Annotated in this window: 21 protein-coding genes and 1 riboswitch; of the genes, 10 read left to right on the forward strand and 11 right to left on the reverse strand. The window is 64.0% G+C overall.

Translation table 11 applies throughout. From position 1 onward, the window contains the following. Nucleotides 1-25: 25 nt before the first annotated feature. Nucleotides 26-517: a chemotaxis protein CheW gene (locus VPH41_RS14970; protein WP_152283242.1), complete on the reverse strand. Its 492-nt coding sequence runs from the start codon at nt 515-517 to the stop codon at nt 26-28. 216 nt (nt 518-733) lie between these two features. Next, entirely contained in the window at nt 734-1,270 is a 537-nt protein-coding gene (locus tag VPH41_RS14975) for an energy transducer TonB (RefSeq protein WP_328570633.1), read from the reverse strand. Nucleotides 1,271-1,447: 177 nt separating this feature from the next. On the opposite strand from VPH41_RS14975, the gene VPH41_RS14980 reads away from it, so the two are divergent. The 4 genes from VPH41_RS14980 (at nt 1,448) to VPH41_RS14995 (ending at nt 5,326) form a co-directional block, all read left to right on the forward strand. Further along, on the forward strand, nt 1,448-2,098 hold the full coding sequence (locus VPH41_RS14980; RefSeq protein ID WP_328570634.1) for an HD domain-containing protein: 651 nt from the start codon (nt 1,448-1,450) through the stop codon (nt 2,096-2,098). A 157-nt stretch (nt 2,099-2,255) separates the two neighbouring features. Beyond that, nucleotides 2,256-3,539: a TCR/Tet family MFS transporter gene (locus VPH41_RS14985; protein WP_328570635.1), complete on the forward strand. Its 1,284-nt coding sequence runs from the start codon at nt 2,256-2,258 to the stop codon at nt 3,537-3,539. Nucleotides 3,540-3,639: 100 nt separating this feature from the next. Next, nucleotides 3,640-4,461, forward strand: coding sequence for a substrate-binding periplasmic protein (locus VPH41_RS14990; RefSeq protein WP_152283238.1), 822 nt, complete (start codon nt 3,640-3,642; stop codon nt 4,459-4,461). A gap of 7 nt (nt 4,462-4,468) precedes the next feature. Beyond that, nucleotides 4,469-5,326: a DMT family transporter gene (locus tag VPH41_RS14995; RefSeq protein WP_287772654.1), complete on the forward strand. Its 858-nt coding sequence runs from the start codon at nt 4,469-4,471 to the stop codon at nt 5,324-5,326. On the opposite strand, the gene VPH41_RS15000 is transcribed toward VPH41_RS14995, so the two are convergent. Beyond that, nucleotides 5,323-7,266 (reverse strand): CocE/NonD family hydrolase, encoded by a 1,944-nt coding sequence (locus tag VPH41_RS15000; protein WP_328570636.1) that lies wholly within the window; start codon nt 7,264-7,266, stop codon nt 5,323-5,325. The genes VPH41_RS14995 and VPH41_RS15000 overlap by 4 nt on opposite strands. Before the next feature lie 317 nt (nt 7,267-7,583). Here VPH41_RS15000 and trpS point away from each other — a divergent pair, with 317 nt between their 5' ends. From trpS to VPH41_RS15020, 4 genes are all read left to right on the forward strand, one after another. Beyond that, nucleotides 7,584-8,660: a tryptophan--tRNA ligase gene (gene trpS, locus VPH41_RS15005; RefSeq protein WP_226941409.1), complete on the forward strand. Its 1,077-nt coding sequence runs from the start codon at nt 7,584-7,586 to the stop codon at nt 8,658-8,660. A 165-nt stretch (nt 8,661-8,825) separates the two neighbouring features. Next, nucleotides 8,826-10,415 carry a pyridoxal-dependent decarboxylase gene (locus VPH41_RS15010; protein ID WP_328570637.1) on the forward strand — a complete coding sequence of 530 codons (1,590 nt, stop codon included), beginning with the start codon at nt 8,826-8,828 and terminating at the stop codon, nt 10,413-10,415. 48 nt (nt 10,416-10,463) lie between these two features. Continuing rightward, nucleotides 10,464-10,538: riboswitch (Fluoride riboswitch) on the forward strand. 98 nt (nt 10,539-10,636) lie between these two features. Continuing rightward, complete coding sequence (locus VPH41_RS15015; RefSeq protein ID WP_328571226.1) at nt 10,637-11,887, forward strand: voltage-gated chloride channel family protein; 1,251 nt, start codon at nt 10,637-10,639, stop codon at nt 11,885-11,887. Then, complete coding sequence (locus VPH41_RS15020) at nt 11,884-12,615, forward strand: class I SAM-dependent methyltransferase (RefSeq protein WP_328570638.1); 732 nt, start codon at nt 11,884-11,886, stop codon at nt 12,613-12,615. Before VPH41_RS15015 ends, VPH41_RS15020 begins: the two co-directional genes overlap by 4 nt. 6 nt (nt 12,616-12,621) lie before the next feature. On the opposite strand, the gene VPH41_RS15025 is transcribed toward VPH41_RS15020, so the two are convergent. Continuing rightward, the gene (locus tag VPH41_RS15025) at nt 12,622-13,179 is read right to left on the reverse strand and encodes a helix-turn-helix domain-containing protein (protein ID WP_328570639.1); all 558 of its coding nucleotides are present in this window, start codon (nt 13,177-13,179) and stop codon (nt 12,622-12,624) included. 51 nt (nt 13,180-13,230) lie between these two features. On the opposite strand from VPH41_RS15025, the gene VPH41_RS15030 reads away from it, so the two are divergent. Further along, nucleotides 13,231-14,136, forward strand: a complete 906-nt coding sequence (locus VPH41_RS15030; protein ID WP_328570640.1) for a DMT family transporter — start codon at nt 13,231-13,233, stop codon at nt 14,134-14,136. Between the two features lie 272 nt (nt 14,137-14,408). On the opposite strand, the gene VPH41_RS15035 is transcribed toward VPH41_RS15030, so the two are convergent. From VPH41_RS15035 to VPH41_RS15060, 6 genes are all read right to left on the reverse strand, one after another. Continuing rightward, complete coding sequence (locus VPH41_RS15035) at nt 14,409-15,356, reverse strand: cupin-like domain-containing protein (protein ID WP_328570641.1); 948 nt, start codon at nt 15,354-15,356, stop codon at nt 14,409-14,411. 52 nt (nt 15,357-15,408) lie between these two features. After that, complete coding sequence (locus tag VPH41_RS15040) at nt 15,409-16,401, reverse strand: chemotaxis protein CheB (RefSeq protein ID WP_328570642.1); 993 nt, start codon at nt 16,399-16,401, stop codon at nt 15,409-15,411. Nucleotides 16,402-16,637: 236 nt separating this feature from the next. Then, the gene (locus tag VPH41_RS15045) at nt 16,638-17,381 is read right to left on the reverse strand and encodes a DNA-binding protein (RefSeq protein ID WP_046684938.1); all 744 of its coding nucleotides are present in this window, start codon (nt 17,379-17,381) and stop codon (nt 16,638-16,640) included. Nucleotides 17,382-17,534: 153 nt separating this feature from the next. Then, nucleotides 17,535-18,152 (reverse strand): LON peptidase substrate-binding domain-containing protein, encoded by a 618-nt coding sequence (locus VPH41_RS15050; protein WP_152283229.1) that lies wholly within the window; start codon nt 18,150-18,152, stop codon nt 17,535-17,537. A gap of 70 nt (nt 18,153-18,222) precedes the next feature. Next, entirely contained in the window at nt 18,223-19,461 is a 1,239-nt protein-coding gene (locus VPH41_RS15055; RefSeq protein WP_328570643.1) for a DEAD/DEAH box helicase, read from the reverse strand. A gap of 152 nt (nt 19,462-19,613) precedes the next feature. Continuing rightward, nucleotides 19,614-21,695 (reverse strand): TonB-dependent receptor plug domain-containing protein, encoded by a 2,082-nt coding sequence (locus VPH41_RS15060; RefSeq protein ID WP_328570644.1) that lies wholly within the window; start codon nt 21,693-21,695, stop codon nt 19,614-19,616. Between the two features lie 400 nt (nt 21,696-22,095). Here VPH41_RS15060 and asd point away from each other — a divergent pair, with 400 nt between their 5' ends. Next, complete coding sequence (gene asd / locus VPH41_RS15065; protein ID WP_328570645.1) at nt 22,096-22,944, forward strand: archaetidylserine decarboxylase; 849 nt, start codon at nt 22,096-22,098, stop codon at nt 22,942-22,944. 17 nt (nt 22,945-22,961) lie between these two features. On the opposite strand, the gene VPH41_RS15070 is transcribed toward asd, so the two are convergent. Further along, nucleotides 22,962-23,867 (reverse strand): LysR family transcriptional regulator, encoded by a 906-nt coding sequence (locus VPH41_RS15070; protein ID WP_152283226.1) that lies wholly within the window; start codon nt 23,865-23,867, stop codon nt 22,962-22,964. Nucleotide 23,868: the final 1 nt, after the last annotated feature.

The raw sequence follows: 23,868 nt of genomic DNA on the forward strand, positions 1-23,868 counted from the left end.
GACCTAACTGACCTTCAGCAAGAATTTAGGCAGCCAGTTTTTCAATCAAACCCATGTCGGCGCTGGACATCAGCTGGTCGATATCGACGAGGATCAGCATGCGCTCGTCGATGGTGCCCAGGCCGATCACGTATTCCGTGTTGATCGAGCGGCCCATGTCCGGCGCCGGCTTGATCTGTTCCGGCAGCAAGGTGGTGACGTCGGAGACGCGGTCGACGACCATGCCCACCACGCGGTTGCCGATATTGAGGATGATGACGACGGTAAACTGGTCGTAGCTGGGAGTGCCCAGGTTGAACTTGATGCGCATGTCGACGATCGGCACGATGATGCCGCGCAGGTTGACCACGCCCTTGACGAACTCGGGCGCGTTGGCGATGCGGGTCGGCGTTTCATAGCTGCGGATTTCGCTGACTTTCTGGATGTCGATGCCATACTCTTCCTGGCCCAGGGTAAAAGCCAGGTATTCGGCAGCCTTGGCAACGGTTGCGCCAGCGTCGCTGGAAATGGTGTTCATGATAATCCTTTAGGAATGTCGCAGGACGCGCCTCTCACCGGCCTTTGGGCGCCCATATGGAATTTATTAAATAATGCACTGAAATTGCAATGCGGCAATGTTACCGCATGTAAATTTTCAGTGCACTAAAAAAGAGCATCGTTCTTTCCGCGAGATCACGATTACCTGACTTTGTCGCAAAAGCATCACGCCTGGATACCAGCCGCTATTGTGTCGCTATTGTGCCGCCTTCGCCCCGCCATCCTCTTCCGACGGCAGATTGAACGACACTGTATAGACAAAATCCATGGTGCAAGGCACACCGCTGCACAGTCCCGGCTTGTAGCGCTGCTTGATCGCGGCAGCTGCGGCAAAGTTCGCCATCTTGTCGTCCGGCGATTCGAAGATGGCCACTTCCTTGCCCTCCCCCTTGCTGTTGACCTGCACCGCCAGCACCAGCTTGCCCCGTACTTGCAAGATGCGCTGTGCCGCATACACCTCGCGCAGGAACGGCTCCAGGCCCTTGATCGGATAAGGAGGCTCGTCCGCGGCCGGCAAACCCTCGTACTGGTCTCGCACGCTCAGCTTCTGTTCCTCGGTCAATTGCGCATAGCTGTAATTCACGGGAATGCTGCCCTTGACACCCTTGCGCTTGATGATGGTGCCTGTCTCCGCCATATCCTCGCTCAAGGTATAGCGGGGAGCCTCCTGGGCCCAGGAAGCTGCGTGGCCGCAGGCAAGAAACAAACCGGCTATCAGCCAATAACGGGGCATTGATTATCCTTTGCAATGTGGAATTATTATTTTTCAAAAATATCTGATAGGCAATAAAATACCAAGGCGCGCATTCTGCTTAGAAGTAAATAAAAAAGCAAGTGCCTAAAGCAATGGATGCATGCGCGGCGGCGTTTTATGCCACACTGGCGGCCCCTGCTTTTTACGACTGTGAACATGCATTCTTTGCTTTCCCAATGGCAACCACGCCTGCTGGCGCTGGCCACGGCCGGCCTGGGCGACGACAGCGCCCACGACATCAACCACCTGCAGCGCGTCTGGCGCAATGCCAGTGTCCTGCTGCAAGAGCATGCGCAGGCCGACGCCCTCACCGTGATGGCCGCCTGCTACCTGCACGATCTGGTGAACTTGCCGAAAAACCATCCCGAGCGCCACCTGGCTTCGCGCCAGGCGGCAGCGCTGGCGTGCCGCCAGCTGGCGGAGCTGGATTTCCCGGCAGAAAAACTGGCCGGCGTGGCCCACGCCATCGAGACGCACAGTTTTTCCGCCGATCTGCCGCCGCACACGCTCGAAGCGCAGATCGTGCAGGATGCCGACCGCATCGACGCGCTGGGCGCCGTGGGACTGGCGCGGTTGTTCTATACGGCGGCGCGCATGGACAGCGCGCTGGCCCATGGCACGGACCCGCTGGCCCGGCATCGCGAACTGAATGACAAGGCGTACGCGCTCGACCATATCGTCACCAAGCTGGACAAACTGCCCGGCAAGATGCAGACGGCGGCGGGCCGCAGGCTGGCCGAACAGCGGCTGGCCGTGCTGACGGATTTCCGCGCCGCCTTTGCCCAGGAATGGGGAATTGCCGGCTAGCATGGGTGGCGATAGCCAGCACCGCCCATGCTGTCTATAATACAAGGCTCAGCTATCACGCCGTGGCGTCGGCAGGAATCTGCAACGCGCCGGCGCAACGCCAACAACTGAACTCCGCACGCCGCACGGCGGCGCGGAGTGCGCGCCGAAAGCATGCATGTCCGATAAAACCAGCCCCGACAGCCAATCACCGTCGTCCCCCGCCGCGCCCGCGCGTGCCGACAACCTCAATTTCATCCTCGTCTGCGTCTTCATCGACATGCTGGGCATCGGCCTCGTGGTGCCCGTGCTGCCCATCCTGATCGGCGACTTTGTCAGCGGCAAGGATCAGCAAGCATTCTGGTACGGCATCATGGCGGCCGTCTTCGGCTTGCTGCAATTCATCTTCATGCCCATGCTGGGCGCCATCAGCGACCGCGTGGGACGCCGTCCCGTGCTGCTGTACTCGATGGCCGGCATGGGCATCAACTTTCTCGCCACGGGCTGGGCGCCCAACCTGGCCTGCCTGTTCATCGGCCGCATCATCGGCGGCGTCTCGTCGGCCAGCATGTCGGTGGCGTCCGCCTATGCTTCCGACATTTCCACACCCGACAACCGCGCCAAGAGTTTCGGCAAGATCGGCGCCGCCTTCGGCCTGGGCTTCATTTGCGGCCCCATGCTGGGCGGCCTGCTGGGCGAGGTCAATCTGCACCTGCCGTTTTACGTGGCGGCGGGCCTGTCGGCGGCCAATTTCATCTACGGCTATTTCTTCGTGCCCGAGTCGCTGCAGCCGGGTCCGCGCGCGCCGTTCACCCTGGCCCGCATCAATCCGTTTGCCGCCCTGCTCAAGCTGGTGCGCCGCGTGGACATCCGCGGCCTCGTGCTGGCCTTCGGCCTGATGACGTTTGCGCAAATGATGCTCAACACCACCTGGGTGCTGTACACGCATTTCCGCTTCGACTGGACGCCGCGCCAGAACGGCATCGCCCTGTTCTGCGTGGGCCTGTGCGCGGCCGTGGTGCAGGCGGGCTTGCTGGGCATCCTCATCAAGCGCTTTGGCGAAGTGCGCCTGTCGCTGCTGGGCATGGCCTCGGGCGCCCTCACCTACCTGCTGTACGGCCTGGCCACGCAGGGCTGGATGATGTATGCGCTGATCCTGTGCAACCTGCTGGCCTTTGCTGCGGGCCCGGCCCTGCAAGGCATCATCTCGAAGGCGTCCGGCGCCGGCGAACAGGGAGAACTGATGGGCTCGCTGCAATCGATCAGCAGCCTGGGCATCATCATCATGCCTTTGCTGGGCAGCATGATCCTCGGTGAAGTGAGCCATTTGCCGCCCCAGGACTGGCGCATCGGCAGCACCTTCTATCTGTGCGCCATCATGCAAACCCTGGGCATCGTGGTGGCCTGGCGCTACTTCAAGGCACAAAGCGCGGCAAGACTTGTGGTTTCCACCACAAAGTAGTCAGCAGGATAATATTGCATTTGGGAAATAAATAGGCGAGAATGGGATAATCAACCGCGCGTTACCGACGCCCGGCATTCGATGGTGAGCAAGGATGGGTATGACTGACTTTTATTTCAGCGCCTGGCGCCGAACCGTGGCCGTGCTGGCGCTGGCGCTGCCGTCGCTGGCCGGTGCGCAATGCTCGCGCGACATCCAGGTGCCCGTCTCGGCCATCGGCGCCAGCGTGGTGGTCAATGGCGCCAGCATCGGCGGCATCTATCCCGACCTGCTGCGCAGCATGGGCACGCGCCTGGGCTGCAATTTCATCTTCACGGCCGTGCCGCGCGCCCGCCTGGAAGCGATGTTCGAGGCGGGCAAGGCCGACTTGCTGATGCCGGCCAGCAGCACCTTGCGGCGCGACCAGCATGGCCTGTTCATCCCCATGTTGGGCAGCCGCCCCCTGCTGATCTCGCTGCAGGGCGCGCGCGCGCCCATCAACACCATGCAGGAACTGATCGAGCGGCGCGAACTGCGCGTGGCGCTGGTGCGCGGCTACGACTATGGCGCACCGTACCAGGCGCTGGCAAAAGAGCTGAGCAGCCAGGGACGCCTGTTCTACGAAGTCGATGCGCTGTCCGTGGCGCGCCTGATGCAAAGCGGCTTCATCGACGCCACCATCATGGCGCCCACCATCCTGGCCGGCGTGGCGCAAAACGATGCGCGCGTGTATGGCCTGGCCGACCGCCTGCGCCTGGAAGCGCTGCCGGAATTACCGTGGGGCATGAGCGGCATCTACCTGTCGCGCAAGTCGCTGACGGCCGAAGACCAGGCGACCTTGCGCGACCTGCTGGAAAAGACGGGCCGCTCGGGCTCCCTGATGGACGCCTTCCAGCGTCATCACCGCCAGGAACTGCTGTCGCTCAGCATACGCCCCCGCTAAGGCTGGCATGTCCGGTCTTGTCGTCGCCGTCGTCCTGTTTGCCGCCCTCCTGCACGCCAGCTGGAATGCCATCGTCAAGTCGGGCAAGGATACCTTCCTCAGCACGGTGCTGGTGTCCGTGGGCGCCGCCCTGATCTCGCTGGCCGTACTGCCCTTCGTGCCTGCGCCGGCGCCCGCCAGCTGGCCCTACCTGGCCGCCTCGGCCGTGGCGCAGCTGGCCTATTACTCGCTGCTGGCGGCCGCCTACAAGGCGGGCGACATGAGCCACGCCTATCCGCTGATGCGCGGCAGCGCGCCGCTGCTCGTGGCGCTGGCCAGCTGGCCGCTGATCGGCGAACGGCTGTCTTCCATGCAGATGGGCGCCGTCGCCTGCATCTGCGGGGGCATCTTCGGCCTGTATGTTGCCGCGCGCACGCCCGCCATCGGCAGCGTGCCGAGAAACACGGGACGCGCCACCGCCTTTGCGCTGGGCAACGCCTGCGTCATTGCCAGCTATACCCTGATCGACGGTATCGGCGTGCGCCTGTCCGGCGCGCCGGCCGCCTACACGATGTGGATTTTTGTCTTGAACGGCGCGGGACTATTGCTGTGGACGGCATTGCGCCGCCCCGCCGACTTGCTTGCCTATGCGCAAACGCAATGGCGCCTGGCCGCCGTTGGCGGTTTCGGCACCCTGGCTTCGTACGGCCTGGCCCTGTGGGCCATGACACAGGCGCCCGTGGCCGCCATCGCGGCCCTGCGCGAGACGTCGATCCTGTTCGCCATCGCCATCGCCGCCCTGTTCCTGCGCGAAAAAATCAGCCCCCGCCGCTACCTGGCCATCGGCCTGATCGCGGCGGGAGCCATCCTGATGCGAATCGCTTAGCGCGCGTCGAGCGGCGCTATCGGCAACTCGATGGCGCTGGCCGCCCCTGCCGCGTGGTACACGCGCTGCGTCGCCTTTCTATAATGGCCGGGGTCGGCCAGGAAGATGTTCGGCACGTAAATTTGCGGATTGCGGTCGTACAGGGGGAACCAGCTCGACTGCACTTGCACGGCAATGCGGTGGCCGGGCAGGAAGACGTGATTTGCGTTCGGCAAAGCGAAGCGATAGCGCTCCACTTTGCCCGCCGGTATCGGCGTCGGGTGTTCGAAGCTGTCGCGGTAGCGGCCGCGGAAGATATCCATCGCCACGCCCAACTGGTAGCCGCCCATGGCTGGCTGCGACGGCACTTCGTCCGGATACACGTCGATCAGTTTCACCACCCAGTCGGCGTCCGTGCCGCTGGTGGCGGCAAACAGGTTGACCATCGGCGCGCCAGCGATGCGCACGGCCGTCTTCAACGGTTCGGAAACGTAGCTGAGCACGTCCGTGCGGTCCGCATAGCCGCGCTGGTCGCTGACCAGCCATGGCTTCCACACGTCGGCGTCGGTGAGGCGCACGGGACGGACCACGAAAGGCACGGGTTTCGCCGGATCGGCCACGTACTCATCGAACGCCCCTTCAGCCGCATCCGCAGCGCCCGATGGTGCCGCAAAACCCAGCTTGGAACCGTCCTGCAGGTAGATCGGCGTCAGTTTCGTGTCGCACGTCTCGCAAGCCAGCGGCCATTGCTGCAGGCGCTGCCACTGGTTGGTGCCGCTCTGGTACGACACCACGGGCGCCGTGTTCGCGTCCGGCGCGCCATCCTTCAGGTATTGATTGAGGAATGGCTGCATGACCTTTTCGCGGAACTGGCGCGCCGTGTCGCCGTCAAACTTCAGGGCGCCAAGGCTGGAACCGTCATAGTTGACGCCGCTATGGCGCCATGGGCCGATGGCCAGGTAATTGAGGTTGTTGCGCTTGTCGCGCCCCTCCATCGCCGCGTAGGTGGCGTAGGGGCCATAGATGTCTTCCTGGTCCCACTGCCCCACCACGTGCATGGTGGGCACGATCAGCGGGCGCTTGGCCAGGATCTTGTCGAGTGCCTGTTCTTGCCAGTAACTGTCGTAGGCTGGGTGCTCGAACAGTTTTTTCGTGTAGGTCAGCTTGTCGATGCCGAATTTCTTCGCGAAATCGCCGGCCGAGCCGATGCGCAGGTACGCGTCGTACTCGTCATACACGCCCAGCGCGGGCGCCTCAGCGCTGCCGCGGGCGCTCGTCTGCCAGGCCAGGTAGGACAGGCTGGGCATGCGGAAGGCGCCGTTGTGGAACCAGTCGTCGCCGCGCCAGCCATCGACCATGGCACTCATAGGGATGGCCACCTTCAGGGCCGGATGCGGGTCGACCAGGGCCATCAGCACCGTATGGCCTTCATACGAGGAACCCAGCATGCCCACCTTGCCATTCGTTTCCGGCACGTTTTTCACCAGCCAGTCGATCGTGTCCCACGCATCGGTGACGTTGTCCACCTTGGTATGGTTCAAGGGGCCGCGCACGGGGCGCGTCATCACATAATCGCCTTCCGAGCCATGCTTGCCCCGCACGTCCTGGAACACGCGGATGTAGCCGTTCTCGACCAGGGTGTCGTCGCCCTGCGGCAAGGTCGCCAGCATGCTGGGGCTGGCTGCGCGCTGGGCGCGGCGGGCCGCATTGTACGGTGTGCGCGTAAGCATGATGGGCGCTTTCTGGGCGCCTTTCGGCACGACGATCACCGTGTACAGCTTGACGCCGTCGCGCATGGGGATCATCACCACGCGCTTGACGTAATCGTTCAGGTCGGGCATCACCAGCTTGGCGCCGATATCGGGCGTCATGGGCGGCGTTTGCGCCAGCACGGGCGCAGCAAATAGGGAACTGATAACAAGAGCCAGACCGGTGAGCCGGACGGGGGACGAAACGCGCATACTGTTCTCCAATGGATTCATGCCACGCAAAAGTGGCCGAACGGCAATAGTACCCGGAAAGCAAGTCCTGCAGAAGGCCAGCCTCTGACGCGGCGCAGCAGATATATGGGGCCGCAACTTGACAGAACGCGTACGAACTGCAACCATAACGCCATGAAATTTATCCCGTCACAACACGCCTGCTTGAATTGGTGGTCCCGCTCACTCCGCGCGGCCACTGCATAGTGATGTGATCATGATCAACGCCGCCTCGATCGGTGGCGTAACAGGCTTCAGCCTGGATCATCCCCGATGCAGGCGGCTCGAAAGGAAACTTGATGAGCTTGCCGAACACCCCCGATACTCCCGACACCGATAACACCCCGGCCGCGCCCCTGTCGGCTGCCGCCATCGCTTCGCAATCCGTGATCCTGACGGGCGACCGCCCCACCGGTCCCTTGCACCTGGGCCACTTCGTCGGCAGCCTGCGCGACCGCGTCGCCTACCAGAACAGCTACAAGCAATTCATCATGCTGGCCGATGCGCAAGCGCTGACGGACAATATGGACGACATCGACAAGGTGCACCGCAACGTCGTTGAAGTGGCGCTCGACTACCTGGCCGTCGGCATTGACCCGACGAAAACGACCGTGTTCATCCAGTCGCAGATCCCGGAACTGGCCGAGCTGACCTTTTACTACCTGAACATCGTCACCGTGGCGCGCCTCGAGCGCAACCCCACCGTCAAGGAAGAAATCCGCCTGCGCGGCTTCGAGCGCGACATCCCGGCCGGCTTCCTCACCTACCCGGCCAGCCAGGCGGCCGACATCACGGCCTTCAAGGCGGGCGTGGTGCCCGTGGGCGAAGACCAGATTCCGATGATCGAGCAAACGAATGAAATCGTGCGCCGCTTCAACCGCATGTACAACCGCGAAGTGCTGATGGAATGCAAGGCGCTGGTGCCGGACATCGGCCGCCTGCCCGGCATCGACGGCAAGGCGAAGATGAGCAAGTCGCTGGGCAACACCATCAACCTGGGCGCAACGCCGGCGGAAATCACGGCTGCCGTGAAAAAAGTGTACACGGACCCGCTGCACCTGCGCGTGGAAGACCCGGGCCACTTGGAAGGCAACGTGGCCTTCACCTACCTGGACGCCTTCGATCCGGAAAAAGCGGCGCTGGCCGAGATGAAAGCCCACTACGTGCGGGGCGGCCTGGGCGACAGCATCGTCAAGAAGCGCCTGGACGTGGTCTTGCAGGAATTGCTGGCGCCGATCCGCGCCCGCCGCGAAGAGTTCGCCAAGGACAAGGGCCAGGTCATCCAGATGCTGAAGGAAGGCACGTTCAAGGCCCGCGAAGTGGCGGCCCGCACGGCCGATGAAGTCAAGTCGGCGCTGGGTCTCAACTATTTCTGACCACCGCTAGCAATAGCAAACTGATGCGCCCTGCCGGAGTCGGGTAGAATCCCGTCTCCGCCAGGGCTATTTTTTTGCCTAACCCAACAGCAAAGTCCGGGGTCGAACCCTTAGGGTCCGCCCCCGGCACTTGACTTAGGGTCACCATATATTGAAACGTAGCTAATGACCGACTCCGCTATCGAACAGCTGCTGCAGCAGCATTTTTCCATCGATGCGCTGCAACAGGCGCCCGCGCCCCTGCAGCAGGCGCTGCGCATGCTGGGCGGCTGGCTGGCTGCCGAGCGCGCCGAGCCGTATCCGCACACGCCGTATGCGGAACTGCTGACGCAACTGGCCGACACCAGCCTGCCCGCGCACGGCATGCCCGTGGCGGATTTCCTGCAGGAGCTCGACACCACCGTGCTGGCCAATACGGCCCAGCTGAACCATCCCCAATACATTGGCCACATGACGCAGGCCCTGCCCTGGATCAGCGTGCTGGCCGAAGCGTTTACGGCCACCCTGAACCAGAACCAGGTCAAGATCGAGACGGCCTATGTGTCGACCCTGATCGAAAAGCAGATCCTGGGCTGGCTGCACCGCCAGGTCTACCAGCAGGCCGACAGCGTCTACACGCAGGCGATGGCCGCCACCAGCGGCGCGCTGGGCAATGTCGTCAATGGCGGCACCATGGGCAATTTGACGGCCCTGGCCGTGGCGCTGGAAAGCCAATTGCCCGGCACGCGCAAGCGGGGCCTGTTTGCCGCCATGCAGGATGCCGGCCACGCGGGACTGGCCGTGATCGGCTCGGCCCGCAGCCATTATTCCGTGAAAAAGGCGCTGGCGACCCTGGGCCTCGGTGAAAACGCCCTGCACCTGGTGGCCGTCGACCGCGACAACCGCATCGACGTCGCCGCGCTGGAAGCCACGATTGCCGACTTGAAATCGCGCAATATCAAGGTCGTCGCCATGATCGGCATTGCCGGCACGACGGAAACGGGCGCCATCGACCCGCTGGCCGCCATGGCGGCCATTGCGGCTCGCGAAGGCATCTGGTTCCATGTGGATGCGGCCTGGGGCGGCGCCCTGCTGATCGCGGAACAGTACCGCGCGCTGTACGACGGCATTGCCCTGGCCGACTCCGTCGTCATCGACGGGCATAAACTGCTGTGGGTACCGATGGCGCAAAGCATGGTGCTGTTCAAGGACAGCGCCAGCCTGAACCTGCTGAAACACAACGCCAACTACATCTTGCGCGACAACTCGGGCGACCTGGGCCAGACCTCGCTGGAAGGCTCGCGCCGCTTCGACGCCCTGAAACTGTGGACCTCGTTCAAGGTGCTGGGCGTGTCCGGCTACACCACCTTGCTGCAACAGGCGGCCACCCTGTCCGGCCAGTTGCAGGACTTGCTGGCAGACCAGCAGGATTTCGAACTGCTCACGCGCTCGGACACCTTCATCCTCACCTACCGCTACGTGCCTGCGCATTTGCGCCAGCGCATGGAGGCCTTGCTGGCTGGCGGCCAGCTGGACGTGGCAACGGAGCTGAACAAGCAGCTGAACACGCTCAACGCCAAGCTGCAAAACCGGCAAAAGGCGCAGGGCCACAGCTTTGTGTCGCGCACGGTGCTCGAATCGACGCGCTACCCTGGCCCCACCAACGTGCTGCGCGTGGTCATGACCAATGTCAAGACGCGCCCCCACCACCTGCGCGCCATCCTGGCCGAACAGCGGGCCATCGGCCAGGCGCTGGTAGCCGAACTGGGCTTATAAAAGGCTGTTGTTAAAATTCAATAGTGTCCATCACCCGGCAGTGCTAGAATTTCCACCGGAGATGGCATTCCTCCCACGCAACTCTGCGTGAACCGCCCTCGGGCTGATGATGCCTGCACACTTTCCTGGATAGCCGGAAAGTTGCAGGCATGCGCCCGGCGCCAATGCAGCTTCCGCCACCTGTCCAGGTTCGGCCCACACCAGACGACTGGACACGCATGATGACCCGCCTCACCGCCCTCACCGATCTATTGCTGCATCTGCTGAAATGGCTGCTGCTCGCCTTTGCCGTGGCCGTCCTGGCCGGCACGGCCTCGGCCGGCTTCCTGTTCGCCCTCGACTGGGCAACCACGACCCGCCTGGCGCATGCCTGGCTGATCTGGCTGCTGCCCGTGGCGGGCTTTGCCGTCGGCTGGCTGTATTTACGCTACGGCAATAGCGTGGAAGGGGGCGCGAACCTGCTGATCGATGAAATCCACGATCCGAAAAAAACCATCCCCCTGCGCATGGCGCCGCTGGTGCTGGGCGCCACCGTCGTCTCGCACCTGTTCGGCGCCTCCGTCGGGCGCGAAGGCACGGCCGTGCAGATGGGCGGCGCGCTGGCGGACCAGCTGACCAAACTATTCCGCCTGGACAATGAAGACCGCCGCATCATCCTGATGGCCGGCATCAGCGCCGGCTTCGCTTCCGTTTTCGGCACGCCGCTGGCGGGCGCCATTTTCGGCCTGGAAGTGCTGGCCATCGGCCGCCTGCGCTACGAAGCCATGCTGCCCTGCCTGGCTGCTGCCGTCATCGCCGACCAGGTGGGCTTGCTGTGGGGCGTGCAGCATGTGCATTACGCCGTACCCGGCATTCCCGCCATTTCCGCCATTTCCGCCTGGACCCTGGGCGCCATGGTGATCGCCGGCGTGCTGTTCGGCGTGACGGGTAAACTGTTTGCGCAAGCCACGCACGGCTTGAGCGGACTGATGAAGCGCTGGATCGCCTACCCTCCCCTGCGTCCGCTGGCGGGCGGCCTCGTCGTCGCCCTCGCCGTGTGGCTGCTGGGCACGAATCGCTACATCGGCCTGGGCATCCCCACCATCGTCGATGCCCTGAAGGAGCCGCTGCCCGCCTGGGATTTCCTGGGCAAGATGGCGTTTACCATCGTCTCGCTGGGCACCGGTTTCAAGGGCGGCGAAGTGACGCCATTGTTCTTCATCGGCGCGACCCTGGGCAATGCGCTGGGACCGCTGCTGCACCAGCCCGCTGTCCTGCTGGCCGCCATCGGCTTCGTTGCCGTATTTGCGGGCGCGGCCAACACGCCCATCGCCTCGACCCTGATGGCCATGGAACTGTTCGGCGCCGAGATCGGCGTGTATGCGGCCATCGCCTGCGTGGTGGCCTATTTGTTTTCCGGCCACGCGGGCATTTACCGGGCGCAGCGCAGTGGCCACACCAAGCGCACGCCCCACAAGGAACTAGAGCCATGACCCAGAATATCTACGACAACGACGCCTTCTTCACGGCCTACAGCCAGCTGCCCCGCTCCGTGGGCGGGCTCGGCAGCGCACCCGAATGGCCGGCCTTGCGCGCCTTGCTGCCTGCGCTACACGGCAAGAACGTGCTGGACCTGGGCTGCGGCTATGGCTGGTTCTGCCGCTGGGCTGCGGAAGCGGGTGCGTCCCGGGTGCTGGGCGTGGACGTGTCGGAAAAGATGCTGGCGCAGGCGCGCGGCATGGGCGAACACCCGGCCGTCAGCTATGCCAGGATGGACCTGGAACAGCTTGCCGTGGTGCCAGCGGCCTACGACCTCGTCTACAGCTCGCTGGCATTCCACTACATCGACAATTTCGCGGCCTTGCTGGCCGCCATCCGTCATGGCTTGAAACGGGACGGCAAGCTGGTGTTTTCCATCGAGCACCCGATCTTCATGGCACCGCGCCAGCCCGGCTGGCTGACGGATGCGCAAGGCCGCAAGCGCTGGCCCGTCGACAGTTACCAGCAGCAAGGCCCCCGCGTATCGGACTGGCTGGCGCCCGGCGTGATCAAGCAGCACCGCACCATGGGCACGACCATCAATGCACTGCTGCAAGCGGGTTTCCAGCTGGAGCACGTGGAGGAATGGGGTCCCAGCGATGAACAGGTCGCCCTGCAGCCGGCGCTGGCGGAAGAACGCGAACGGCCGATGCTGCTGCTCATCGGCTGCGGCCTGGCGTAGTCCCCCTCAGCTGGCCACGTTGCGGGTAAAGCGCAAGGTGGATGGACCAGCGTTGACATAGCTGTACGCTTGCGCGCTGCTGAACACGAAAAAATCGCCCGTGGCCAGCCGTTTCGTTTCGGCCGCCAACTCCAGCTGCAACTCGCCTTCCAGCACATAGAGCATTTCGCTGAAGCCGGCCGGGTCCGCTTGCGCATCGTAGCGTTCGCCCGGCGCCAGGGTCCACGACCACAGTTCCACCTGCCGGCTGGCGGGCGCGGCACCGAGCAGCACGGCCTGGCTGGCCTGCGACTCGCTTTGCCACATCAGCACGCGCAAGCTGTCATGCGGCTGCCGCGGCGGCTGCACCAGGTCGACAAAGGCCACGTTCAAGGCGGCGGCCACATGGTCGAGGTTGGCCAGGCTGATGTTGGTGCCGCCCGCTTCCACGCCATTGACCATGCGCCGGCTCAGGCCCGACTTGCGGGCCAGCTCGTCCTGGCTGATACCGGCGGCCAGGCGCAAGCGCCGCAGATTTTTGGCCAGGTGTTCCAGCACGCCACCGGCCTCGGCTTGACTGCGCAATATATTGCTCCTATTATGATGGGAAATATTTTGCTCATAGCATAGCCCCCCATGAAAACACACGCAAGTCCCCCGCCCGCCCTCGGCCTGCCCGAACTGGCCCTGATCGCCATCACCTTCATCTGGGGCGGCACTTTTCTTGTCGTGCAACATGCCGTGACGGTCAGCGGTCCGCTGGCCTTCGTGGCGGCCCGCTTTGCCGTGGCCGCCAGCATCGGCGCCCTGATCTGCCGGCGCCAGCTACTCAAGCTGAGCAAGGCCGAGTTATTCACGGGCATGGCCATCGGCGTGAGCATCTTTGGCGGCTACGCGCTGCAAACCTATGGCTTGATGCATATCACCAGCAGCAAGTCGGCCTTCATCACGGCCTTCTATGTGCCCATCGTGCCGCTGGTGCAATGGCTGGTGTTCAAGCAGCGGCCCCGCCCTGCCGTATGGGCGGCCGTGGCGCTGGCTTTCGTGGGATTGGTACTGTTGACGGGCACGGATGGCTTGAGCATGGCATTTGGCACCGGCGAGCTGATCACGGCCGTGGGCGCCATCGCCATCGCCCTGGAAATCATCCTGATCAGCCGCGTCTCGCCGCAGCTGAACATCCTGCGCGTGACCATCGTGCAGCTGGCCACGGCATCGCTGATCGCCGTGCTGCTGATGCCCGTGATGGGCGAAGCGCCGCCGGCCCTCAGCCGGACCTTCATCCTCAGCGTGCTGGCGCTGGGCTGCGCCAGCGCGCTGATTCAATATGTGATGAACTGGGCGCAAAAGCGCATTTCCGCGACGAAGGCCACCTTGATCTACGCGGGCGAACCCGTGTGGGCAGGCGTCATCGGACGCATCGCCGGCGAGCGCCTGCCGGCACTGGCCATCGTGGGCGCGGTCCTGATCATTGGCGCGGGCATCCTCAGCGAGTGGCGGCCGAAAAAGGCACGCGGCGCGGCCGAGGCCCTGCAGCCATAGGGCGATTGCGCAACATCAGACCGACACCCTGGCCTTCAGCCCAGCCCCATCTCTTCTGGCCAGTCGGGAAAGCCCAGCGCGTGGGCGGCCCGTACCAGACTGGCTTGCTCTTCCACACTGGCATGCCGCAATTCGGCGGCGATCGATTCCAATGCGGCAATGTCGGTATCGGGATCACTTTCCTCCTGGCCTTCGATGTAGGTGGTGGCGAGTATCAGGGCGCGGGCGAGGGTATCGATATGCTGCTCCAGTAGTGATTCAAGAATGATGCTTCAATCGGCCGCGCGCCGCAGCGCCGCATCGCCATGCAGGGCAAACGGCACGGCCCTGGCCCAGCGGTTCGAGGACAGCGAGAACGTCAACGCGCGCACCTGGTGATACCAGCCGGCAGGCACGTACAGCATGTCGCCCGGCTCGACGATGCATTCGATCATGCTGGCCTGGCGCGCCAGCGGGAAACGCTCGAAATCGGGCGCTTCCGGGTCGAAGGGCGAGCCGAACAGGATGGCGTTCGCCTCGCTGGGATACAGGAAGGCGTCGTGGTGCGGCGGCGACAGGATGATGCGCTTGCGGCCCCACACTTGCGCAAAGATATTGTCGTCGTAATCGCAATGCAAAGGCGTGACCGTGCCGGCCGGCCCCACCCAGAAACGCGGCGGCCCCATCTTGTCGAAGTAGGTGGGCCAGTGGCACAGGCGGTTCAATTCGCGCAATTCCAGGTTGCCCAGATAGGGCGGCAATGCATGGCTCCCCTCTTCCACCAGGTCCAGGTATTGCCCCATCGACATGTCCTGCATGGCGCGGTCCGGCGCAAATGCCGTGTTGATGTAGTCGCCCACCCGCGCGCGCACGGGCACGTGGCTGAACTGTTCACGCAAGACCTCGGGCCCCAGCGCAGACAGGGGCCAGCGCTGCACCAGCCCCCGCATCAGGAAGGGCAAGCCTTGCGCGGCGCGCGCGCGAAAGGCGGCGGCGTCCAGCATGCCCAGGCGCGGCACGGCGCTGATGGCCGGCAAGCCGCGCGCTGCCTGCCTGATGGCTACGCGCATGGCGTCGATGGACGTGACGCCGCGCACCTGTGCATCCTTGTGTTCGCGCGCCAGCTTGCGCGCCAGGGCCGCTTCGGGCGAACTGAATTCGGCTGGCGGCCTGGGCGGCAGCGCGCGGGACACGATGGGGCTGGCCGCACGCTGGTGCGGCACTTTCTTTTCTACAGACATAAACCTTCTTTGCGATCGGACGCCGCGCGGCATGGCGCGGCAATGCGCCATTTTAAGCCAGCAAGGCCCGTTTCAGCACCTCGGCCTGCTCTCCCGCCTGACGCGCCTTCTCCGCGTATTCGCCGGCCGTGCCCGGATGCAGCCAGGCCTGGGCCTTGGCGGCCAGGTTCAGGTACAGCTTTTCCTTTTCCTGCAAGGCCCTGACGGCGGCCCAGATGGCGTCTTCCGCCTTGTCATGCTGTAACTCGCCGAGCACGTGCGCCGTGAAACTGTGGCCCGTGTGGCAGCGGAAACGCTGCGGCTGCTGGCCGTGCAATTCCCACAAGGTGCCCTGGCATTCAGGACAGGTGAAAGTGGATGGCGCGGCGATTTTTTCCAGTTGTTCCATGTTCCCCACTCCCCGGGCAAAACGGTTTTCCACGGCGATCCACGGGGGCGCGGGCTGCAAGGGCTGTGTTGCCTTGGGCGCCGCCGGCTTGCCGCTGGCCAGCGCCAACAGGGCTGGGCCGATCTCGGCGGCTGGCAGGCGCCAGTCCACCTCGACATGGTCGATCGCGCTTTGCGGCATCGACGGCGCCGCCGCGTCCTGCGGTTCCTGCACCAGCGCCTTGCCGCCGCAAGCCTTGATGGCCTGCAAGCCCGCCGTGCCATCGTCGAGGTAGCCGCTGAGGATCACGCCCACCACTTTCGGTCCGAAAGCGGCGGCGGCACTGCGGAACAGGGGATCGATGGCGGGACGCGTATGGTTTTCCTTGGGACCACGGGTCAGTTCGACCATCGCCCGGCCGGCCAGGTTGGCAACGAGCATGTGCCGGTCCGGCGGCGCCAGCAGGATGCGCCCGGCATGCACGGGTTCGCGCTCTTCGGCAAAGCGCACGGGCAAGGCGGCAGTCTTGCCGAGAATGTCGGGCAGCAGGCTCTTGCGCGCCCCCACATGCGCAACCACCAGCACGGGTGCCGGCAGACTGGCAGGCAAGGCGGCAAAGATGGAGGACAGCGCTTCCACGCCGCCGGCGGAAGCACCGATGAGTATCAAGGCCTGCATGCCAGCCCCTTTCGCTTCAGGTCCAGCAGGTATTCTGCTGCGCCCCGCATCGCGATTCCGTGCGCCGTTTAACACAGGACCTCATGAAACCATGACACCCCGCGACGCATCGGCGCCGGAGAAAACCTGGGGAGCGGCAGCGAGTTGTGGCCAAGCAGCGCAACCGTACTTTACGCCGAGCCGGTGAGCATCTCAGGCCGCAAAGCGCGACGCGCAACAGGTTTGCTCGGGCGTCCTCAGACAGGCGTTTTGAAGATGGGATCGACGATGAACTGCTGCGCCTTGATGCGCAAGGTACGCTCTTCGTCCAGCTCGGCGCGCGTTTCGCCCAGCTCTTCGCGTTCCGCTTCCAGTTCCAGGCGCGCGGCCGCCAGTTCCGTTTCCACGCGCGTCAGGCTTTCCAGCTTCAGCTGGGCCTGGATCAACTCGGCGCGCGCCGCTTCGGCAGCCTCTTCCAGGCGTGGGATGCCTTCGAGCTTGAACTGCGCCTTGGCCAGGTCCATGCGCGCCTGTTCGGCCGCCTCTTCCAGGCGCGGCAAGCCTTCCAGGCGCAGCTGCGCCTTGGCCAGGTCCGTACGTGCCTGGTTCGCTACTTGCCGCTCGCGTTCAAGTTCCTCGCGCAAGGTTTCCAGCTCGCCCGCCTGCAGGTCGAGCAACTCTTGCTGGCGCTCGTTCTCGCTGGCCAGGTCCATCAATTCCTGTTGATTGTCGTTCATCTCGGCTTCATGCGCGCTGTGGCTGGCGCTTAATTCCTGTCCTACATAATCGAGGATGGCTTGCTGCAGCACGGGCGACAGTTCGGCGGCGGCAGCGATCTGGCGCTGCGCGCCCGCCTTGCGGCGCTGCAGCAGCTTGCTGATGGTGCCCAAGCAGGCGCCGTTGCCCAACCGTTCGCGCAAGGCGCGCACCGTGATGGCCTGGCCTTCGCCTGCCATCGCTTCCATTGCCGCATTGATCTGTTCCGCGCTTACTTTTGCCATTGTCGTGTGCTCTTGAATGTTACTCAGGGTCATCTGGGACTATCTTGCCCAGGGGCATCATCTTATGCCAGCGGCGGCAAAGCGTAAAGTATTTCTCAATAGAAATTGCAATTGCACAACGGAACCGTGTGCAAACATGCGGCTTCCGCTGTTTTACTCTTCCAGCAAGCCGTTTTCCGTGAGCATGTCCTGCACCAGTTCCAGCCGCAGCACGGGGTTGTCCTGGCTCAGCAGTAGTTGTTTTTGCATGGCGGTCAGGGACAGCAGCTCGCACCAGCGGTTCGCCACCCAGCCGCACTCGTCGAGCCGGTATGGGGGTTGCAGGGGCATTTGGTCGGGGGGAATCTTCTGCTCCTGCAAGGTGCGTATCAGTGCGCCGAGCGCGTCGGCCACGTTTTGCTGTTCTTGCGGGATGGGAATGGCTTTATCGGCCGGCAAGGTTTCAACCTGCGCCATCCACAAGCCATGCTTGAGCTGTCCGCTGGAGACGATGTGGAAGCGCTGCATGCCCATGCATTTGATTTGCAGCAAGCCAGACAGGGGCGCGGACCAGTCGATGATACGCGCCAGGGTTCCCACGGGCGCCAGGGTTTCCTGCTGGCCCGGCTTGCGCACTTCCGTGCCGTCCAGCAGCTGCACCACGCCGAACGGCTGCTCGCCCATGATGCACTGGCGTATCATGTCCAGATAGCGTACCTCGAAGATCTGCAGGGGCAGATAGCCATCGGGATACAGCACCGTATTGAGCGGGAACAAAGGTATCGAGGTCATAGGCGCATGATGATGGCACGAATGGCATATCCGTGCAGCGCGCCTTGCCCTGCCTGGCCAACTTCCCCGATTACTTGTAGAAGCGGCGCTTCTTGGCTCGCTCGGCCGCTTTCGGCGCCAGCACCTTGACGGTTTTTTTCTGGATGGCGCCGCCGGCGGACGTGCCCGGCACGCGGTGTTCCGCTTCGTAACCGGGCTCTTCGCTGCGTTTGAGGGTTTGGCGCGTCAGCGCTTCCACGGCCGACAGCAGTTCCACCTCGTCGGCGCAGACGAGCGAGATCGCTTCGCCCGAGGCGCCCGCGCGGCCCGTGCGGCCGATGCGGTGGATATAGTCTTCCGCCACGGTGGGCAAGTCGAAATTGACGACGACGGGCAATTGGTCGATGTCCAGGCCACGGGCGGCCACGTCGGTTGCCACCAGCACCTGCACCTCGGCAGATTTGAAGCGGGCCAGCGCGCGCAGCCGGTTCGGCTGGGTCTTGTCGCCGTGAATCGAATCGGCGCGCACGCCCTGCTCCAGCAAGGTATTAACCAATTGCTCGACGCCCTTGCGCGTCTTGACGAAGACCAGGATCTGGCCCCAGCGCTTTTTCTTCATCAGGTGCAGGAACAGTTCCGGCTTGCGTTTCTTGTCGCACACGATCACCGACTGTTTCACGGCCTTGACCGTGCTGTTGCGCGCGCTCACTTCCACCGAGACGGGATCCTTCAGCATGGTCTTGGCCATGGCGCGGATGGCGTCCGAAAAGGTGGCCGAGAACAGCAGGGTCTGGCGCTGCTTGGGCATGGTCATCAGCAGCAGATCGAGTTCGCGCTCGAAGCCCAGGTCCAGCATGCGGTCCGCCTCATCCAGCACCAGGGTCTGCACCTGCTCGAACTTGACGGCGCCCTGCGTCTGCAAGTCCAGCAAGCGGCCCGGCGTGGCCACCAGCACGTCGAGGCCCTTGCGCAATTTGCTGATCTGCGGCTCGATGGGCACGCCGCCATAGGCGACAAAGCTGCGCAGCGGCAAGTTGCCGCCATAGCTGCGGAAACTGGCATAGACTTGCTCGGCCAGTTCGCGCGTGGGCACCAGCACCAGCACGCGCACGCACTGGGGCGCCACCACGCCTTCCAGGGTCAGGCGCTGCAGCAGCGGCACGGCAAAGCCGGCCGTCTTGCCCGTGCCCGTCTGGGCGGCAGCCATCAGGTCGCGCCCGGCCAGCACGGCAGGAATCGCTTGCGCCTGCACGGGCGTGGGCTTGGCATAGCCGAGCTCTTCAAGTTTGCGGACCAGGGGATCGATCAGGCCGAGGGAGGAAAACGTCATGGGGAAAGCAATCTTGGCAAAGTAAAAGGTGGCGCGCACGGACGGGCCGTGCGCGCGATTGCCGAGATTATAGGCCAGCGGGGATGCCGGCCGGGGTTTTCAGCACGAGAGTGCCAAGCAAGCGGCAAGTACGCCGCAAGCAGGCAGCGCCGTCAGAACTTCATTTCCAGGGTGGCGCGCGCCTGGGGCGAGCTGGGCGAAATGCTGTTGCGGATGATCGTGCCGCTGGCGTCCGCATACGTAGTGGTGCTTTCGAAGTCCTGCGCCAGCAGGTTGGACACGGCCAGGCGCAGCTGGTTTTTCGCATCGAATTTCCACAGCGCGTAGATATCGAGGTCGCGCCGCGGCGACGTGTAGGCGCTCTGGCGTTCGGTGATGCGCACGGGGCCGCCATTGCGGAAATTGAAGCTGCCGCCCGTGGTGAGCATGCCATCGGGCGTCTTGTAGTCGAGGCCGAAGTTGCCGCTGACGGGCGTTTGCTGGTCGAGCCTATTATCCGGCCCCGGCACCTGCTCCACCTGCGACCAGTTGCGGCTGACGCTGGCGCGCAAGTCGATGGCGGGCACGGGTGCGGCCAGCACGGCGCGCAGCGGGAACTTTGCTTCCAGTTCCAGTGTCTGCGTATTCGCGCGGCCATCGTTGACGGGCGTGGACACCCAGCGCTCATTGATGAACAGCAAGCCCTGGCGCGTGTAGCCATCGATGCGGCGGGCCGACGCGCGCGCGCTGAGCAAGGCGCCTTCGGCCCAATAGTGTTCGTACGAAGCGTCGATGCCCAGCGCCAGCTCCGGTTTCAGATATGGATTGCCTTCGCGGTCAGGGTCCGTCTGGCTATTGTTGGTCGAGGTATTGCGGCGCGGAATCAGGCTGGACGTGGGCTGCGCCTTGTAGGTGCGCGTCAAGGCCAGGCGCACCTGGTCGCCCTTGGTATCGGGCAACTTCCACAGGGTTTGCAGCAGCGGGCTCCACACGCTGGTGCGCTGATTTACTTCGTCATAGGTGTCGCCCGCGCTGCGCGTATCGATGCCTTCCCAGCGCACGCCCGCATACATGGACCAGCGCGGCGTGAGCTCCCATTCATCCTGCACGTACAGGGCCAGGCGCTTGATGGTGGCGTCGAAGCCTTCATCGCTGTTGACGGGCGGGCGCGCGCCCGACGCGTCCTGGGCCGCTTCGCGCTGCCGGCGCGCTTCCTCGCGCTCCGTGTAGGCGCCATCCCAGCCCATGGACAAGGCATGGCCGGGCAGCAAGGGCGTGGAATACTTGCCGGTCGAGCTGACACCGTTTTCCGTCGCCTTCACGCCCACCTTGCGTTCGAGCGCCAGGCCGCTGCCATCGATAAAGCCCTGCTGCAGGCTGTCGGAGGTATTGCGGGCGGCCGAGCCGCCAATTTTCAGTTCCAGCTTGGCGCCGCCGTCCAGCTTGTGCACCCACGTCAGGTCGCTGCGGCCGAAGGCATTGTGGTTGCTGGAGCTGCCCGTATTGGTGTCGTAATCGGGGCGCAAGCCCAGCGCCGTCTCGGCGCGGCTGAAATTGCGGTGGTTCGAGCGGCCCCCGTTGAAGAAGAATTGCGCCGTCAGGCTGTCGCCGCCGGCCAGCACCCAGTTCAGGCGCGGCGACAGGTTGATGCCTTCCGGACGGCCATCGCCCGTGCCGCTGGTACGGCGCAGCAGGTTTTGCCGGCCGTCGGGCGCGTAGCCCAGTTCCAGTCCGGGATTGTCGTAATGGTAGTCGTAGCGGAACAGCGAGCCGGCCAGCGAATACGAGAAATTGCCGTCGCGGTCGGACAATTGCACGTTGACGCTGGGCGAAAAGCTCACGTCGCTACCCTGCACGCCCAGCTTGAGCTCGCGCTGCGCCGTTTTCACGGCTTTTTTCAGCACCACGTTGATGGTGCCGGCGATCGACTGCGTGCTGTACTCGGCGCTGGCCGCGTGCAAGATCTCGATGCGCTCGATCACGTCGGGCGACAGGGTGTCGAGCGAAAAACCGGCCGGCGCCCGTTCGCCGTTGAGCAATATCTGCGTGTAGCCGCTGCCCAGGCCCCGCATGCGGATTTCGCCGCCCGAGCGTCCGGCCGCGCCGGACACGGTAATGCCGGGCAGGCGCTTGAGCACGTCGGTGACATTGCTGTCGCCATACTTGAGGATTTCCTCGCTGCTCACGATCATCTTGCTGGCCGTATCGTCGCGGCGCGGATCGTAGCCGCTGCCCTTGACTTCGACCTTTTGCATGGCAGGCGCGGCGGCCTTTTCGGCCTTCAGCGGCGCAGAAGGGGCAACAGCGGCAGCATCCGTCTCGGCGGGCGTTTCGGATTGCTGGGCCTGGGCATTCCAGGCAAGTAACACAGCGGAACAAAGTACGGTAAGGCGTAGGCAACGGCGTGGCATCATGACCTGGCTGAAAAAAAGTTGGCTGAATAAAAATGGCTAAAAGCTAAAAAACAGGCCGCCGTATTGTGCTGCAATTTTTTCCGACTGGCACAGTTTCCTGAAAATATTTCCTATGGCAAATTAAATTCGGTGGCAGACTGCGATACGCACCCTTGCATACGGCGCATATCATTGCGCGCCACATCGCCGCTATAATGCGTTTTCATCATTATTCCCATCACCCCGTCAAAGGCTTCCCATCGTGTCTGACCGTCTTGCCGTTTTGCCTCAATATCTGCTGCCCAAGGGAGCGTTGACCAACTTTGCCGGCCGGATCGCCGGTGCCAAGGGCGGCGCCATGACCACACGGTTGATCCGCTGGTTCGTCAGCCGCTACAACGTCAACATGGATGAGGCGCTGGACCCGGACATCACGCACTACGCGAGCTTCAACGACTTTTTCACGCGCGCGCTGCGCCCCGATGCCCGTCCGCTGGCCAAGGCCGACTACGTGTGCCCCGTCGACGGCCGCATCAGCCAGTTCGGCACGATCGACAAGGACCAGATCTTCCAGGCCAAGGGCCACCATTTCAGCACCACGGCCCTGGTGGGCGGCGATGCGGCCCTGGCGGCCCAGTTCGAACACGGCAGCTTCGCCAATCTGTACCTGAGCCCGCGCGACTACCACCGTATCCACATGCCCTGCGATGGCCGCTTGACGCGCATGATTTATGTTCCCGGTGAACTGTTTTCCGTCAACCCGACCACGGCGCGCGGCATTCCCGGCCTGTTCGCCCGCAACGAGCGCGTCGTCTGCGTGTTCGACACGGCCAACGGCCCCTTCGTCATGACCCTGGTGGGCGCCACCATCGTCGGCAGCATGGCCACCGTCTGGCACGGCGTCGTCAACCCGCCCCGCACGGGCCAGGTGCGCGACTGGAGCTACGTCAACGACAACGTGGTGCTCAAGCAAGGCGAAGAGCTGGGCCGCTTCCTGCTGGGTTCCACCGTCGTCATGCTGTTCCCGAAGGACACCGTGGCATTCAATGCCAACTGGCAACCGGCCGGCCCCGTGCAACTGGGCGAAGTCATGGGCAACCTGCCCAAGTAAGACAGCACGACGCGCGCCTATACGGGCGCGTCGGTGCGGTACATCTCTTCCATCAAGTCCAGAAACGCGCGCGTCTTGGCCGGCATCAGGCGCCGGCCGGGAAACACGGCCCAGCCCGTGACCAGCGGAAAGCTCCATTCCGGCAGCACGCGCACCAGTTCCCCCGTCGCTACATAGGCCTTGGCAAAGCGGTCCGTGCTGGCCGCGATGCCCACGCCCGTGCACGCCATGCGCACCAGCAATTCCGGCGAGTTCGCCAGCAGGCGCACGGGCAAGTCCCGTTCCCACGTTGTCTTGCCGCGGATCAAAGTCCAGTGCACGAGGCCATGCACGGACCGTGGCAAACTGAGCAAATCGTGACCATACAGATCGTCGGGATGCTCGGGCAAGCCGTGCACGCTCGTGTATTGCGGCGAGGCATACAGGGCCAGGGTGCTGAAGGCCACGCGGCGCGCGGCCAGGCTGGCGTCGTCGGGCAGGTTGCCCATGCGGATGGCCAGGTCGAAGTTCTCTTCCAGCAAATCCACGCGGCGCGCCGACAAGTCCAGTTCCAGCGAGATGGCCGGATAGCGGCGCACGAACTCGGCCAGCACCTGGCGCATCAGCGCATCGCCGAAATCGGCCGGCATGGAAATGCGCAGCAAGCCGCTGGGCCCCGCCTGGCGGTGCTGGGCCAGCGCGCCGGCCGCCTCCGTTTCCTCGACCACCTTGCGCGCATGCTCGAGCAGGCTGGCGCCAAACTCCGTCAGCGCCAGCTTGCGCGTGGTACGCAGCAGCAGCCGTTCGCCCAATTTCGCTTCCAGCAGCGAGATGCGGCGCGACAATGTGGACTTGGGCAAGTCCACGCGCTGGGCAGCACGGCTGAAACTGCCGCATTCGACGACGCGCGCGAACAACAGCAAATCTCCGGGATCGATATCCATC

Source organism: Janthinobacterium sp. P210006 (assembly GCF_036231885.1).
Taxonomy (GTDB): Bacteria; Pseudomonadota; Gammaproteobacteria; order Burkholderiales; family Burkholderiaceae_D; genus Janthinobacterium; species Janthinobacterium violaceinigrum.

What these genes read in the sequence shown, in the direction of transcription:
- VPH41_RS15055 (WP_328570643.1), bottom strand. Translation starts at nt 19,461, where the DNA reads ATGACGTTTTCCTCCCTCGGCCTGATCGATCCCCTGGTCCGCAAACTT.
- VPH41_RS15020 (WP_328570638.1), top strand. Translation starts at nt 11,884, where the DNA reads ATGACCCAGAATATCTACGACAACGACGCCTTCTTCACGGCCTACAGC.
- trpS (WP_226941409.1), top strand. Translation starts at nt 7,584, where the DNA reads ATGAGCTTGCCGAACACCCCCGATACTCCCGACACCGATAACACCCCG.
- VPH41_RS15045 (WP_046684938.1), bottom strand. Translation starts at nt 17,381, where the DNA reads ATGGCAAAAGTAAGCGCGGAACAGATCAATGCGGCAATGGAAGCGATG.
- VPH41_RS15015 (WP_328571226.1), top strand. Translation starts at nt 10,637, where the DNA reads ATGACCCGCCTCACCGCCCTCACCGATCTATTGCTGCATCTGCTGAAA.
- VPH41_RS14995 (WP_287772654.1), top strand. Translation starts at nt 4,469, where the DNA reads ATGTCCGGTCTTGTCGTCGCCGTCGTCCTGTTTGCCGCCCTCCTGCAC.
- VPH41_RS15030 (WP_328570640.1), top strand. Translation starts at nt 13,231, where the DNA reads ATGAAAACACACGCAAGTCCCCCGCCCGCCCTCGGCCTGCCCGAACTG.
- VPH41_RS15010 (WP_328570637.1), top strand. Translation starts at nt 8,826, where the DNA reads ATGACCGACTCCGCTATCGAACAGCTGCTGCAGCAGCATTTTTCCATC.
- VPH41_RS14985 (WP_328570635.1), top strand. Translation starts at nt 2,256, where the DNA reads ATGTCCGATAAAACCAGCCCCGACAGCCAATCACCGTCGTCCCCCGCC.
- VPH41_RS15060 (WP_328570644.1), bottom strand. Translation starts at nt 21,695, where the DNA reads ATGCAAAAGGTCGAAGTCAAGGGCAGCGGCTACGATCCGCGCCGCGAC.
- VPH41_RS15000 (WP_328570636.1), bottom strand. Translation starts at nt 7,266, where the DNA reads ATGCGCGTTTCGTCCCCCGTCCGGCTCACCGGTCTGGCTCTTGTTATC.
- VPH41_RS14980 (WP_328570634.1), top strand. Translation starts at nt 1,448, where the DNA reads ATGCATTCTTTGCTTTCCCAATGGCAACCACGCCTGCTGGCGCTGGCC.
- VPH41_RS14975 (WP_328570633.1), bottom strand. Translation starts at nt 1,270, where the DNA reads ATGCCCCGTTATTGGCTGATAGCCGGTTTGTTTCTTGCCTGCGGCCAC.
- VPH41_RS15070 (WP_152283226.1), bottom strand. Translation starts at nt 23,867, where the DNA reads ATGGATATCGATCCCGGAGATTTGCTGTTGTTCGCGCGCGTCGTCGAA.
- VPH41_RS15035 (WP_328570641.1), bottom strand. Translation starts at nt 15,356, where the DNA reads ATGTCTGTAGAAAAGAAAGTGCCGCACCAGCGTGCGGCCAGCCCCATC.
- VPH41_RS15040 (WP_328570642.1), bottom strand. Translation starts at nt 16,401, where the DNA reads ATGCAGGCCTTGATACTCATCGGTGCTTCCGCCGGCGGCGTGGAAGCG.
- VPH41_RS14970 (WP_152283242.1), bottom strand. Translation starts at nt 517, where the DNA reads ATGAACACCATTTCCAGCGACGCTGGCGCAACCGTTGCCAAGGCTGCC.
- VPH41_RS14990 (WP_152283238.1), top strand. Translation starts at nt 3,640, where the DNA reads ATGACTGACTTTTATTTCAGCGCCTGGCGCCGAACCGTGGCCGTGCTG.
- VPH41_RS15050 (WP_152283229.1), bottom strand. Translation starts at nt 18,152, where the DNA reads ATGACCTCGATACCTTTGTTCCCGCTCAATACGGTGCTGTATCCCGAT.